Annotated in this window: 13 protein-coding genes; 9 read left to right on the top strand and 4 right to left on the bottom strand. The window is 39.5% G+C overall.

Features of this window, described 5'->3' with window-relative positions; genetic code table 11:
• Nucleotides 1–38 precede the first annotated feature (38 nt).
• From ABFY81_RS10780 to ABFY81_RS10790, 3 genes are all read right to left on the bottom strand, one after another.
• Nucleotides 39–506, bottom strand: coding sequence for a surface-adhesin E family protein (locus ABFY81_RS10780; RefSeq protein ID WP_347913759.1), 468 nt, complete (start codon nucleotides 504–506; stop codon nucleotides 39–41).
• 150 nt (nucleotides 507–656) lie between these two features.
• Nucleotides 657–2,849 (bottom strand): TonB-dependent siderophore receptor, encoded by a 2,193-nt coding sequence (locus ABFY81_RS10785; RefSeq protein WP_347913760.1) that lies wholly within the window; start codon nucleotides 2,847–2,849, stop codon nucleotides 657–659.
• Between the two features lie 226 nt (nucleotides 2,850–3,075).
• Complete coding sequence (locus tag ABFY81_RS10790) at nucleotides 3,076–3,288, bottom strand: DUF1737 domain-containing protein (protein WP_347913761.1); 213 nt, start codon at nucleotides 3,286–3,288, stop codon at nucleotides 3,076–3,078.
• A gap of 161 nt (nucleotides 3,289–3,449) precedes the next feature.
• Here ABFY81_RS10790 and gshB point away from each other — a divergent pair, with 161 nt between their 5' ends.
• The 8 genes from gshB (at nucleotide 3,450) to lpxC (ending at nucleotide 12,687) form a co-directional block, all read left to right on the top strand.
• Entirely contained in the window at nucleotides 3,450–4,394 is a 945-nt protein-coding gene (gshB, locus tag ABFY81_RS10795) for a glutathione synthase (protein ID WP_347913762.1), read from the top strand.
• A 237-nt stretch (nucleotides 4,395–4,631) separates the two neighbouring features.
• Nucleotides 4,632–5,729, top strand: coding sequence for an undecaprenyldiphospho-muramoylpentapeptide beta-N-acetylglucosaminyltransferase (gene murG / locus ABFY81_RS10800; RefSeq protein ID WP_347913763.1), 1,098 nt, complete (start codon nucleotides 4,632–4,634; stop codon nucleotides 5,727–5,729).
• A gap of 11 nt (nucleotides 5,730–5,740) precedes the next feature.
• Nucleotides 5,741–7,189: a UDP-N-acetylmuramate--L-alanine ligase gene (gene murC / locus ABFY81_RS10805; protein ID WP_004704924.1), complete on the top strand. Its 1,449-nt coding sequence runs from the start codon at nucleotides 5,741–5,743 to the stop codon at nucleotides 7,187–7,189.
• Between the two features lie 38 nt (nucleotides 7,190–7,227).
• Entirely contained in the window at nucleotides 7,228–8,154 is a 927-nt protein-coding gene (locus ABFY81_RS10810; RefSeq protein WP_004704925.1) for a D-alanine--D-alanine ligase, read from the top strand.
• 2 nt (nucleotides 8,155–8,156) lie between these two features.
• Nucleotides 8,157–9,011: a cell division protein FtsQ/DivIB gene (locus ABFY81_RS10815; RefSeq protein WP_019458529.1), complete on the top strand. Its 855-nt coding sequence runs from the start codon at nucleotides 8,157–8,159 to the stop codon at nucleotides 9,009–9,011.
• A 60-nt stretch (nucleotides 9,012–9,071) separates the two neighbouring features.
• Nucleotides 9,072–10,334, top strand: a complete 1,263-nt coding sequence (gene ftsA / locus ABFY81_RS10820; protein WP_347913764.1) for a cell division protein FtsA — start codon at nucleotides 9,072–9,074, stop codon at nucleotides 10,332–10,334.
• Nucleotides 10,335–10,498: 164 nt separating this feature from the next.
• The gene (gene ftsZ, locus ABFY81_RS10825; RefSeq protein ID WP_004704930.1) at nucleotides 10,499–11,674 is read left to right on the top strand and encodes a cell division protein FtsZ; all 1,176 of its coding nucleotides are present in this window, start codon (nucleotides 10,499–10,501) and stop codon (nucleotides 11,672–11,674) included.
• A gap of 110 nt (nucleotides 11,675–11,784) precedes the next feature.
• Nucleotides 11,785–12,687: a UDP-3-O-acyl-N-acetylglucosamine deacetylase gene (lpxC, locus tag ABFY81_RS10830; RefSeq protein ID WP_347913765.1), complete on the top strand. Its 903-nt coding sequence runs from the start codon at nucleotides 11,785–11,787 to the stop codon at nucleotides 12,685–12,687.
• Nucleotides 12,688–12,784: 97 nt separating this feature from the next.
• Here the strand turns inward: lpxC and ABFY81_RS10835 are convergent, their stop codons facing one another.
• On the bottom strand, nucleotides 12,785–13,231 hold the full coding sequence (locus ABFY81_RS10835) for a DciA family protein (protein WP_347913766.1): 447 nt from the start codon (nucleotides 13,229–13,231) through the stop codon (nucleotides 12,785–12,787).
• A 107-nt stretch (nucleotides 13,232–13,338) separates the two neighbouring features.
• Between ABFY81_RS10835 and ABFY81_RS10840 the strand changes: the two genes are divergently transcribed.
• On the top strand, nucleotides 13,339–14,031 hold the full coding sequence (locus ABFY81_RS10840) for a M23 family metallopeptidase (protein WP_004704936.1): 693 nt from the start codon (nucleotides 13,339–13,341) through the stop codon (nucleotides 14,029–14,031).
• Nucleotides 14,032–14,069: the final 38 nt, after the last annotated feature.

A 14,069-nucleotide genomic window follows, 5' to 3' on the forward strand; every position in this document is an offset into this window, starting at 1 on the left:
AAAAGGAAGGAGCACTTGACCTCTCCTTCCTTTTATGTCTAATGATTTTTTATGTAGTTCAGAACACATGCCATTTCTAGAATTCTATTTGCAATAGAATTAGGAATAGCCGGTACTTCTTGTGGAAACTCTACTTCTTGTATTGAAAATATTTCAGAATTCGTAATTGAATAATTCGCTTCGGACAACAACATCATTTTTTTATTTTTGCAGTCAAATTGCCATAACTCTAAAGAATTTAAATTTCCTAGATTAACTGGTGTGGTTTTAACTGGAGCTATTACGACGGAGTCTGAAATAGATTTAATTAGTTGATAACTCAAATAATGAATTTTTTTATCATCTCTAGCATAACTGATCCATCCTTTGTTGAGGTTGTCTTTAATACTATTTTGCTGTTGTTTTGATAAGTCTTGATATGTATCAATTGAAAGAGTAATGATTTTTGCCTCTGTTGATAGTGATAGAAAAAATAATAAAAAAGTTAAAATAAACTGTTTATTCATATTGTTGATTTAATTGGTATCTTTAATGAAAAAAGTATAATCTAAAAATTAAATATTTTATTTATTGAAGATAAAAAAACTTGTCTCTTTTATTATTAAAAACAAAAGGCATACCTCTAAAATAGGAGGGTATGCCTTTTTTATTTTTACTTAGAACTGATAATTTAAACGTAATAACACATTACGTGGTGTGCCTGGCATACTGTCTGAACGCCAGTACTCTTTATTGGTTAGGTTATTTACCGCAAGAGTGACATTCCATGGGGCTGCACTATAGCCAATCGCTGCATCGACACGGTTAAAGCCTTCCATTTTTACTTGATTATTAATATTTGGATAATAAGACCCGACATAGGTCACACCCACTTCGGTATACCACTGTTCAGTTGGTAAATAACGAACAAATAAATTACCTGTGTTCTTAGATGTGTTTGCTAAATAGTTGCCTTCACGCTCAGGATTTTGCTTGTCTTCTTTTACTTTTGCATCGGTATAACCATAACCACCGCGAACAAACACATTATCAAGTACACGGCCAATAAAGCTAAATTCGAGACCACGAGATTGATGCTGACCCGCAGTTGCCCATACATCTGGTTCACTGTCAGGGTTTGGTTTATAGCGAATATTATTTTTACGAATATCAAAGACAGAAAATTGAGTATTTAAACGGTTATCTAACCATTCACTTTTTACTCCAACTTCATATTGCTCGTTATATTGAGGCTCTTTATCCATTTTTGTGACATCGGTGCTGCCAGTAACTTGGTTAACACCCATTTGCCCGCCAAATGGTGCAAAACTCTTAGAGTAAGACGTATAAAAGCTATGCTCTGGAACGGGTTGCCATACCAAACCTACATTTGGACTAAAACTGCTGTCTTTTACATTACGATGATCATTATTAAGTTTATTGGTAGTTGAAAAGTCAAAGTAATCATAACGTAGGCCCATCATGAGTTTAAGTTGGTCATTTAGACCAATTAAATCCTGAACAAATACTCCATAAGTGGTGCCTTCATTGTAGTTATGTTGGCTAATCAAAAGAGGGCCATTACCTCGGCTATATTCACGTTCACCAGTGAGCAGATTAACATAACCATAAATGGCTGAACCGTTTTGAGTCTTATTGGCTAGACGTGGTTCTCGTTGCTCATAGGTCCAGTCTGTACCGACCATAATTTGGTGCTCAAGCGAGCCTGTTTTGAACTTGCCCTTAATATCAAATGTATTGGTCGTGGTCTTATTGCTAGTTTGTTGCCAGTAGTAAATTTGATTGATATAGCCTTTTTTAGTGATGCATGCTTTACCTTTTAAATCTTTACCATCTAACCCACAATAAGTTCCAAAGTAAAAGTGGTCAAAGTTCTGTTCTGCTTGGCGGTAGCTAGCAGCCCAGTGGAAGTTCCAATCGGGTGCATATTGATAATTCACATCGGTGCGGACTACTTGCAAAATATCATCAACATAATCGCCATCTTGGGCAAATCCTGTTTTGATAGATGTACCTGTAGGTAGATTGTCACGCGTTGGTCCGCGGTCAGGCACTCGACTTAATTTGTCATAGGTATATTGTGTGGTCCAAGTGAGTGTTCCATCGTCATTTTTATAGGTAAAGCTTGGAGAGAGCATCTCTATTTTGTTTTTAATACCTGAGCGGAAGCTACCTGACTCACCATATTCTCCAGTCAAACGTACTGCTAAATTGTCGTTAAGTACTTGGTTGATGTCAGCCGTTGTTCCATAGTTGTCGTAAGAACCTGCATATGCACCAACTGAACTTTTAGAGTCAAAATTGGCGAACTTACTCACCATATTCACAACCCCGCCGCCAGCACTACGGCCATATAAAACAGAGGCGGGGCCTTTTAAAATCTCAATACGTTCGATATTGGCTGTACTGCGACGTACTTGTCCGCTTTCACGTATGCCATCACGGTAAATATCACCTGTGTCTGCACCAAAACCACGAATGGTAATTCCATCACCACGCATATCGTAATTGGTTGATACCCCTGGGGTACCTTGCAGCATAACGCTTAAATCATTTGATCCATAAATTTTATATTTTTGAACATCAATGGTATCAATGGTTTGCGGAATATCTTTTTTGTCTAAACCATTACGTGTGACATTGGCTTTGTCATAGTCGATATAGCTTTTAATCGGGTCGAGCTCACTCATCGCTTCAATTTTTATAGTCGGCATGACTGCTGCAACTTTTGATGATGAGTCAGCTAATTCCTCTGCGTAGACACCTTGAATATTCAAGATCATTAAGCTGAGTAAGCTAAGCGGAAACGAATTTTTAATTTGGGGAGAAGATATAGAAATTTTTAACATAAAAACAAAGTCTGTTAACAAAAATAAAAGTATAAATGATAATTATAATCATTTAATTTTTTAGAATAAAAGAACTATTGCCTATGAAATTATCGAGGTATGCTTTTAGTTATTGATTTTAAAAATATAATTTTTATGTTAAAGGGCGAGTATAAGGTAAGTATTAGTTTTATTTATAAATGAGATTTTGAAGAGGGTGCATCATTATTGAAAAACACCCTTAGAGTTAAGTATTGTTTTTAAGTACATCTAAAATATCCATTTCAGGATCATAATTTTCATCAATCGTTTTGCAAATGGCTTGGCCCACAATCACTTGAGTACCATTAAAGGTCATGGTTGGTGCTCCATATAATTCCCAGCCATGATTGAGCGCTTTAGTAACTCTTGCGCAAAAAGCAGAGTCATCGGGGCCAGTTAAATAGCGATAAAGTTTCATCTTTAGCCTTTAAAAAATAATATTTTATGGCCTTAGTTTAACTGAATTTATCTGAATTCAAGATAAAGAAATAACCGATAAGGTTTTACTGAAATTAAGAAAAACCAGTGAAAAATCTCAGTTATACTCATGCTAATTTAAATTTTAAGAAGAGCTTGAGCATGCGTGTACTTGTCGTCATGGATCCGATTGAAACCGTAAATCTGAAAAAGGATTCAACCATGGCAATGTTGTGGGCGGCGAGCCGTCGTGGACATGAATTGGGTTATGCATTACAGCAAGATTTATATATCGATCAAGGTAAAGCTTACGGTCTAATCTCTCCTTTAGATGTATTTGAAGATTACAGCCATTACTATGAGCTTGGCGAAAAGAAAAAAGAATCTATTGCTGCTTATGATGTAGTACTCATGCGTAAAGACCCGCCGTTTGATATGAATTTTGTCTACACGACTTACGTGCTTGAGCAAGCTGAGCGGGAAGGTTCATGGATTATTAATAAGCCTCAATCACTGCGTGATTGTAATGAAAAACTCTTTGCAACGCAGTTTCCAGAGCTACAAGTACCTACACTTGTGACATCACAGCAAAGTTTAATTCGTGAATTTATTAAAGAACATGGCGATGTGATCGTTAAGCCGCTTGATGGTATGGGGGGAATGGGAATTTTCCGTTTATACCAAGATGGTGTAAATATTGGTTCTACCTTAGAAATGCTGACAGAATTGGGTACGCGTCCAATTATGGCACAGCGTTATATTCCTGAAATTGTTGAAGGGGATAAACGAATTCTAATGGTGAATGGTGAACCTATTCCTTATTGTCTAGCCCGTATTCCGCAAAATGGTGAAGTGCGCGGTAACTTGGCGGCAGGTGGTTTAGGTCAAGCACGACCACTTACTGAAAATGATAAGCAGATTGCAGCGAAAATTGGGCCTTTCTTACGCGAAAAAGGTTTGGTTTTTGTAGGTTTAGATGTGATTGGTAATTATGTCACTGAAATTAATGTCACTAGCCCAACCTGTATTCGTGAAATTGATGCTCAATTTGGTACATCGATTGCCGATGATCTATTTGACGTATTAGAAGCTGGTCGTCCTGCTTAATCATCTACTTTGGGTGATTTCCTAAGCGAATATTGGGAAATCACCTAAAAATTTATCAATTAATAAAACCACAATATGAAATACGCTGGCGCTTTGTAGGCATATTTTCAAAAAAGCACATCTTTCTGTTATAAACGAGTGAAATTCGCTTTTCGTTAATGAAGCTTTAGGATTAAAATAAACGGCTACAAAAATAGATGACAATTTCCATTGTTTTTTGAGTTGAAGAATTAGACCGTGACAGATTCACAGCAAAGCAAACCTAAACATGTCATGATGATGGCTGCCGGTACTGGTGGACATGTTTTTCCAGCCCTCGCCGTAGCCAAACAACTTCAACACCAAGGTTGTCAGGTTTCATGGTTAGCCACGCCAACAGGTATGGAAAATCGGTTATTAAAAGATCAAAATATTCCAATATATCAAATTGATATTCAAGGTGTACGTGGCAACGGAGTCATCCGTAAACTCGCCGCGCCTTTTAAAATTTTAAAAGCAACTTTTAGCGCTATGCGTTATATGAAACAGCTCAAAGTTGACGCAGTCGCTGGCTTTGGTGGTTATGTTGCAGGACCGGGTGGTCTGGCTGCTCGCTTATTAGGTATTCCTGTTCTCATTCACGAGCAAAATGCAGTTGCCGGTTTTACCAATGCGCAGTTATCACGTGTAGCTAAAGTGGTATGCGAAGCATTTCCTAATACTTTTCCTGCTGGTGGCAAAGTCGTGACCACAGGAAACCCTGTGCGCCGCGAAATTACAGATATATTAAGCCCAAAATGGCGCTACGATGAGCGTGAACAAGCGGGTAAGCCGTTAAATATTTTAATTGTAGGTGGTTCTTTAGGTGCCAAAGCACTCAATGAACGTTTACCCCCAGCTTTAAAGCAACTGCAGGTTCCACTGAATATTTTTCATCAGTGTGGTCAGCAACAAGTTGAAGCAACACAAGCATTGTACGCAGATGCACCTGCAAATTTAACAGTACAGGTTTTGCCATTTATTGAAGACATGGCGAAGGCATATAGCGAAGCAGACCTGATTATTTGCCGTGCTGGCGCTTTAACTGTGACAGAAGTTGCAACCGCTGGTGTTGCAGCAGTTTTTGTACCGTTACCTATTGCGGTAGATGATCATCAAACTGCAAATGCCAAATTTCTGGCCGATGTCGGTGCTGCAAAAATTTGCCAGCAATCGACCATGACACCAGAAGTTTTAAATCAATTGTTTACCACGTTGATGAATCGCCAATTACTTACAGAAATGGCAGTGAAAGCGCGTCAACATGCCCAACCAAATGCAACTCAGCATGTGGTTGATCTTATTCAAAAAATGTAATCGGATTTACTATGTCTCCAACAACAGCTGCAAACCAAGCAAAAAAATTGATTAAAGTGCCTGAAATGCGCCGTATCAAACACATTCATTTTGTGGGTATTGGCGGAGCAGGTATGTGTGGTATTGCTGAGGTGTTAGCTAACCAAGGATATAAAATTTCCGGTTCAGATATTAAAGCTTCTAAAACTACACAACAATTAGAAGAAAATGGTATTAAGGTCTATATCGGACACGAAGCAGAAAATATTAAAAACGCTAATGTGCTTGTAGTTTCAACTGCTATTGATCCGGAAAATCCGGAAATTAAAGCGGCAATTGAACAACGTACTCCGATTGTACGTCGTGCAGAAATGCTCGGTGAACTTATGCGTTACCGTCATGGTATTGCGGTAGCAGGAACACATGGTAAAACCACAACAACAAGTTTGTTAACCACAATGTTGGCTGAAGAAAACCTTGATCCAACTTATGTGATTGGTGGTTTGCTTAACAGTACTGGTGTAAATGCAGCGCTTGGTGAAAGTCGTTTTATTGTTGCAGAAGCTGACGAATCAGATGCCTCATTCCTTTATTTGCAGCCAATGGCAGCGATTGTAACCAATATCGATGCTGACCATATGGACACCTATGAAGGTAGCTTTGATAAGTTAAAAGATACTTTTGTGCAGTTCCTACATAATTTACCGTTCTATGGTTTAGCTGTAGTTTGCGGTGATGATGCGAACATTCGTGAAATTTTACCACGCGTAGGCCGTCCGGTTATTACGTATGGTTTTAATGAAGATAATGACATCCGTGCGATTGATGTAGAGCAAGATGGCATGCGTTCGCACTTTACGGTATTGCGTAAAGGACGTGAGCCGCTTCGTTTAACGATCAATCAACCGGGTATGCATAATGTTTTAAATGCTTTGGCTGCAATTGGTGTTGCAACTGATGAAGGTGTTTCAGACGAAGCCATTAGTCGTGCATTAAAAGGCTTTAGTGGTGTTGGGCGTCGCTTCCAAGTACAAGGTGAATTTGAGCTTGGTGAGGGTAATGTAAAATTAGTCGATGACTATGGACATCATCCTAAAGAAGTAGAAGCAACTATTAAAGCAGCTCGTCAGAGCCATCCAGATCGTCGTTTAGTGATGCTTTTCCAACCTCATCGTTACTCTCGTACACGTGATTGTTTTGACGACTTTATTGAAGTTTTATCTCAAGTCGACCAATTATTGTTACTCGAAGTTTACCCTGCTGGTGAAAAACCAATTGTTGGTGCAGACAGCCGTACTTTAGCGCGTAGTATCCGCTTGCGTGGTCAGGTTGAACCGATTTTGATTGATCCCGTTGACGGTAATTTACAAAACATCATGCAAAATGTGTTACAACCAAATGACTTGTTATTAACGCAAGGTGCAGGTAACGTGGGAGCAATTTCAGTAGAACTTGCACAGCACCATTTGTATGTGAAATAAACAAAAAAGTATTGAATTATCGGGTTAAGGATTTAAACGTGTCAAATGCTACAAAATTCGGCAAAGTTGCTGTGTTGTTTGGTGGAAAATCGGCTGAGCGTGCTGTTTCTTTAGATAGTGGTCAGGCAGTTTTGGACGCTTTGTTAAGTTCAGGTGTTCAGGCTGAGGCATTTGATCCGCAAGACCGTAGTGTAACTGAACTTGTAAACTATGATCGCGCATTTATTGTATTGCATGGTCGTGGCGGTGAAGATGGTCAGATCCAAGGTGTGCTTGAGTGGTTGAATATTCCATATACAGGAACTGGTGTACAAGGTTCTGCCATTGGTATGGATAAAGTTAAAACCAAGCAAATCTGGCAAGGTAGTGATTTACCTACAGCACCATATCGAATTATTACCAAAGAAACTGACCTCGATTCAGTTATTGCGGAATTGGGTCTACCAGTCATTATTAAGCCTGTGCATGAAGGTTCAAGCGTAGGCATGAGTAAGGTTGAGAAAGCAGAAGATTTTGCGGCAGCAATTGAAAAAGCAACTCAGCACGATGCAGTGGTCATGGCAGAAAAATGGATTACTGGTCGTGAATTTACGATTTCATTTTTAAATGGTCAGCCTTTACCTGTTATTCGTTTGCAACCACCTGCAGATGTTGCTTTTTATGACTATGAAGCAAAATATCAACGCAATGATGTCGAGTATGGTATCCCTTGTGGTTTAAGTGATGCAGACGAGAAAAAATTACAAGCTTTAAGTTTGCGTGCTTTCCAAGCAGTAGGCGCAGAAGGTTGGGGCCGTATTGATGCAATGCAGGATGAGCAAGGTACTTTCTGGCTTTTAGAAGTGAATACTGTGCCAGGTATGACAAGTCACTCGCTTGTACCTAAGGCTGCTAAAGCAGTTGGTTATAGCTTTGAAGCGTTGTGTGTTGCAATTCTTGAGCAAACATTGGAAGGTACAGCTTAAATATGGCACAACTTCCGGCTTCCATGCGCCGTAAACGTGCGGCAATTACATCCATTCATGAAAAACCGCCTACGCGTAAGCAAAAGCTTGCCAACGCTGGCGGATGGATGTTGCTGGTTATTGCCTTTTTAGTGCTGGCAGTCGGAATTTACGGGCTATATAAGGTTATTACTGATGCAACTGTTGCAAAACTTGAAGTTGTGGGTTCAACGACTCCAGTTGAATCTCAGCAAGTAATGCAATATGTGCAGCCGATTGTAAAAGATAATTATTTTACGTCTGACTTAGAGCAGATTCGTGATAAAGCATTAGAAATTTCATGGGTCGACCGAGTCGTTGTATCTCGTGCTTGGCCCAATGGTATTCGTGTTCGTATCATGCCTAAACATGCGATTGCCCGTTGGGGAACAGGCCGCTTATTAAGCGATGGTGGCGACGTATTTAGTGAGGCAGAACCGAAACTTCATCCTGAGCTGCCGCTGTTACATGGTCCGGTAAGCCAGTCTAAAATGATGATGCGACGCTATAATGAAATTAATCAGTTATTCCATCCTGTTAATTTGCGTTTAAAAGAGTTATATCTAACAGAACGAATGACTTGGTTTATGCAGTTTGATTCTGGTTTGCGCATTATTGTTGACCAAGACCAAACAATGAATAAATTGCAACGTTTAAGTCACTTGGCACAATCTGACCTAAAACCTGTGTGGACGAAAATCTCAGCCATTGATTTGCGATATCGTAATGGATTATCTATTCAATGGAAGAATGCAACTCCACCTAAAATTGTGAATGGTCAGTTTGTTGTAACGAGTGATGACACAAGCATTGCAGGTGGTACAAAAGCAAAGCCATAATACGTGGCTTTAAAATAGGCAATTTGCCTGGTATTAGACAACAAAGAAATGGTATGAGTGATGAGTGAAGCTGTTCCCTCAGTTGTTGCGATTGACATTGGGACGCATAAAGTTTCAGTTTTGATTGGAAAAATTCATGCACCGGATAACATTCAGGTTATCGGTATGGCAACTGCTCGCAATCGAGGCATGAACAAAGGAAAAATTGTAAGTCTCGATAAAGTCATTGCTGCGATTAAGAACGCCGTTTCTGAAGCGGAAAATATGGCTGAATGTCGCATTCATAGTGCGTGGGTATCTATTCCAAGTACCGAGCTGCAAAGTTTCTATGCTTCTGGACGCACGCCTGTTGCTAACCCCTCACATGTGATTACAACCAATGAAGTTGTACGTGCATTGGAGTTAGCAAAAGCAAGCCATGTGACCTCTGATTATTATTTAGCGAGTGCAGTCCCACTTGGGTTTGAGTTAGGTGACTCTGCTGAATGGGTTCAAAATCCAATTAATATGACTGCTCATAGCATGACTGGTCACTATCAACTCATGATGATGCCAATCGCTACTATGCAGAACCTTGATCGTGCCATGAAAGGTGCGAACATTGGTGTTGAAAAAATGGTAGTTTCTTGCTTGGCAACCGCTGAAGCAAGTTTGCTCAAAGATGAAAAAGAGTATGGTGTTTGTCTCGTTGATATTGGCGCAGGCATTACCAATTTAGCAGTTTATTTAGATGGTCGTTTAGCTTTAGCGCGTACATTACAGCGTGGTGGCGAACATGTGACACGTGATATTGCTGCTGTGTTACAAACAACGACCGACGAAGCTGAACGGATTAAAATCTTACACGGCTGCGTTGATCTAAGTGCTGTTAAGCCTGACCATATGATTCAGGTACAGGGTATTGATGGTCCTCAAACCATTAGCCGAATTGAGTTGTCAGAAATTATTATTGCTCGTTACGAAGAGATTTTTGGTCAAATTCGTGAAGAACTAGAACAAAGCGGTGCAATCCATGGTCTGTATCATGGTGTTGTATTGACAGGTGATGCTTGCCAGATTGAGGGTATGGTAAGTTTAGCGCGTCGTATGTTGGGTGTGTCTGCTCATTTAGGTAATCCACCGTTACAGGTGTATGCTGATGATCAGCATCAAGCTGCGTTACGTCGATCAATGTATGCGACAGCAGCTGGTTTGCTTATGTTTAGCCAAAGCGAATTACAAGAAGCTGTTGAGGAACCTGAAGAGGGTAGTGACCGTTCGGTATGGGAACGAATGGTAAATGGTTGGAATGCGTTTAATAGCAAACTTAAAGCCATTTTTTAGGATGTATGGATTTATTGGTAGAATTGTTAGGAAGTTGTAAGAGAAAACCACTGTACTTGACAAGGTTTGTATTGCACAGCATTCTTAAAATTAGTTGTTTTTGAAAATCAAGGCAGTATACGGGCTGAAGTGACTGCCATAATGTATTAGGAACCCTAAAGGTCATGGCCTCATTTGAATTTATAGAAGATGAACTAAACGATGGCAACGGTCAAGCCCGTTTCACTGTATTTGGTGTAGGTGGTGGTGGCGGTAATGCCGTTCAGCACATGGTACAGTCTGATATTCAGGGTGTTAAATTCGTTTGTGCCAATACAGATAAACAAGCACTTGACTGTATGAATGCTCCTTTCAAAATTCAGTTAGGTGAGCAAAGTACACGTGGTTTAGGTGCAGGTGCTAACCCAGAAGTGGGGCAAGTTGCAGCAGAAGAAAGTCGTGAAATTATTCGTCAGCACCTTGAAGGGACTGACATGGTGTTTGTAACCGCTGGTATGGGTGGTGGTACAGGTACTGGTGCAGCTCCGGTTGTTGCTGAAGTTGCTAAAGAAATGGGGATTTTGACTGTTGGTGTGGTAACGACTCCATTTAACTTTGAAGGTCGTCGTCGTCAAAAGTCAGCTGAACGCGGTATCGAAGCGTTAGAAGCACATGTTGATTCATTGATTATTATTCCTAACCAGCGTTTGTTAAGCGTGTATGGTGATATTTCAATGAAAGATGCTTATAAAAAGGCAGATGATGTATTGTTAAACGCTGTACGCAGTATCTTTGATCTTGTTGTTAATCGCGGTCACATTAACCTTGACTTCGCTGATTTGAAAACTGCAATGAGTACTCGCGGTTACGCAATGATGGGTGCTGGTTTGGGTCGTGGTGAAGACCGTGCGCGTCAAGCTGCTGAACAGGCAATTCGTAGTCCATTACTTGATAACGTAAATATTATTAATGCCAAAGGCGTGTTAATTAACATTACGGGTGGTGATGACATCACGTTACGTGAAACAGAAATCATTACTGATGTGGTTAACCAAATTGTTGACCTTGATGAAGGCGAAATCTTCTACGGTACAGTATTTGATCCAGATGCGCGTGATGAATTACGTGTAACTGTGATTGCAACTGGTTTGACTCGTAATGCTGCTGATGCAGAACCGAGAAAGCGTAATACAGTAAGCCATACATCAACTCAATCTGCACAATCTGTAGATGAAGATGATGTTCCTGCAATTAATAAACGCCAAAATGCTGAAACTGATGTAAATAATGCGCCAAGTTCATCACCGCGTTCTTCGCCAATGAGTATTCAAGATTACTTGAAAAATCAGCAACGTAAGTAATTCAGTCTTTGATCTATTAAAAGGCAGTGTTTAAACACTGCCTTTTTTTATTTTTGATCAATGACTAAATATGCTAACGTATAGCGGTTTTAAAAAAGAAGTTACAAAGCATGGTGAAACAGCGTACTCTCAATCGTGTGGTAAAAGCGAGTGGAATAGGTCTTCATAGCGGTCAAAAAGTGATGATCAATTTCATTCCACATGCCGTGGATGGAGGTATTGTATTTCGCCGTATCGATTTGAATCCACCTGTTGATATTCCTGCTAACGCATTGCTTATTCAAGAAGCATTTATGTGTTCGAACCTTGTTACCGGTGATATTAAAGTAGGTACGATTGAGCATGTAATGAGCGCGATTGCGGGTTTAGGAATTGATAATTTAATCGTAGAAGTATCAGCATCCGAAGTGCCAATTATGGATGGTAGTGCTGGACCATTTATTTATCTATTAATGCAAGGTGGCTTGCGCGAGCAAAATGCCCCTAAAAAATTTATAAGAATATTAAAACCAGTTGAAGCTTTAATTGAAGATAAAAAAGCAATTTTTCGACCACATAATGGTTTTCAGCTCAACTTTACCATTGATTTTGATCATCCTGCTTTTGCAAAAGAATACCAGTCTGCGACAATCGATTTTTCAACCGAAACGTTTGTGTATGAGGTCAGTGAAGCACGAACTTTTGGTTTTATGAAAGACTTAGATTACCTCAAAGCAAATAATTTGGCTTTAGGTGCAAGTCTGGATAATGCGATTGGTGTAGATGATACAGGGGTTGTGAACGAAGAAGGTTTACGATTTGCTGACGAATTTGTTCGACATAAAATTTTAGATGCAGTGGGTGATTTGTATTTACTTGGTCATCAAATTATTGCCAAGTTCGATGGTTATAAATCGGGACATGCTTTAAATAATCAGCTGTTACGCAATGTTCAAAGTGATCCGAGTAATTATGAAATTGTAACATTTAATGACGAGAATGAATGTCCAATTCCATATGTGAGTGTGACATAAGTCATTGTCTTTATTTATCTATGTTATAATGTAACAGTGAATAGTGTGATTTTTATCACAAAATAAGAACGATTCTAATTAAGAAATGGAAAGCTCATCATTTTTTATTGCTTGCCAAACGTAGTAAAGCTTGGCTAAGCTTAGGGTCGCTCACGAAGTCGGCGGCACTACGTAACATTTCTTGTGTTTCCGGGGGGATGGATTTAGAAGGCTCAGATGATGAGGGCGCTGTAGAAGAAATAGTCTTATTTCTCAAGCGAACTTGTATTCTTTGTAAGTCTTTTAGTCCTTCAAGTTGAGATAATTTAGATATATATTGGCTCTGTAAATAGCTGAGTTGACTAATCATTGCCTGATTTTCACCAGTAATAATTAAAGTGCCATTTTGATAACACACGACCTGCCATTGTTCCGGTTGGGGCAATAAGGGTTGGATTATTTTCGTAAGTCTTTGCCATTGCGCGACTTGCGTTGTTAGAAACGTAAGGTTTCCTGTTTTTATGTGTTTTCCGGATTGTTGAAAAACGTTATCGGGTTTAGACATTGATCATTCTCGAATGGTTTCTTGTCTCCATCTTAAGCGTTCATTTCGACTGATATCAAGGAAGAGATCATAAGGAACTTGAGTAAGAACAGTTTCAAGAGGTTTTTATGCACACGCGTCGTATTTTATTAGCATTTTCACTAGCCGCTTCGGCAGCATCGGTTGCTTTTGCAGATTATCAAAATATTAACCAATCTACAGATTCAGATCGATTGGAACAGTTATCAAAAACATTATCTCAAGGTTCATATACGCATCCTGATGATTTAGATCTTCCGGCAAGTGCAAAAGTTTCAGTCACTTTACGCCCGAAAACAGTTGAGCTCAACAATGACTCACTGGCAAAAAAATATGGTAATACTACCGCTAAAAACTCTTTTAATACCTCTTCTTCAAATCCTTATTCTTGGTTAGTTTCTCATCCTCTTCCTGATAGCGTACGTGTTTCTTCTAACTTTGGTGGTCGTACCATGGGTGGTCGTGCAGAGCATCACGGTGGTTTAGATATGTCTGCGCCAAGTGGCACGCCAATCTATGCAACAGGTCCTGGTATTGTAACTAAATCAGGTTGGGGCACAGGTTATGGTCAGTATGTTGAAATCAACCATGGTAATGGTTATTTAACACGCTATGCACACGCTTCACGTTTAATGGTTCGTGTGGGTGATCAGGTTTCTGCTGGTGATCATATTGCTAATGTGGGTTGTACAGGTCGTTGTACTGGACCACATTTACACTATGAAGTAGTAAAAGATGGTCAACGTAAGAATCCATCAACTTACTTAGCAATGTTGCCTTAAATCGTATTTGTTAAAAATTAGGATTATTAAATTTTTGA

Origin of the sequence: Acinetobacter sp. WA-87, assembly GCF_039938935.1 — a bacterium.
GTDB classification, from domain to species: Bacteria; Pseudomonadota; Gammaproteobacteria; order Pseudomonadales; family Moraxellaceae; genus Acinetobacter; species Acinetobacter seifertii.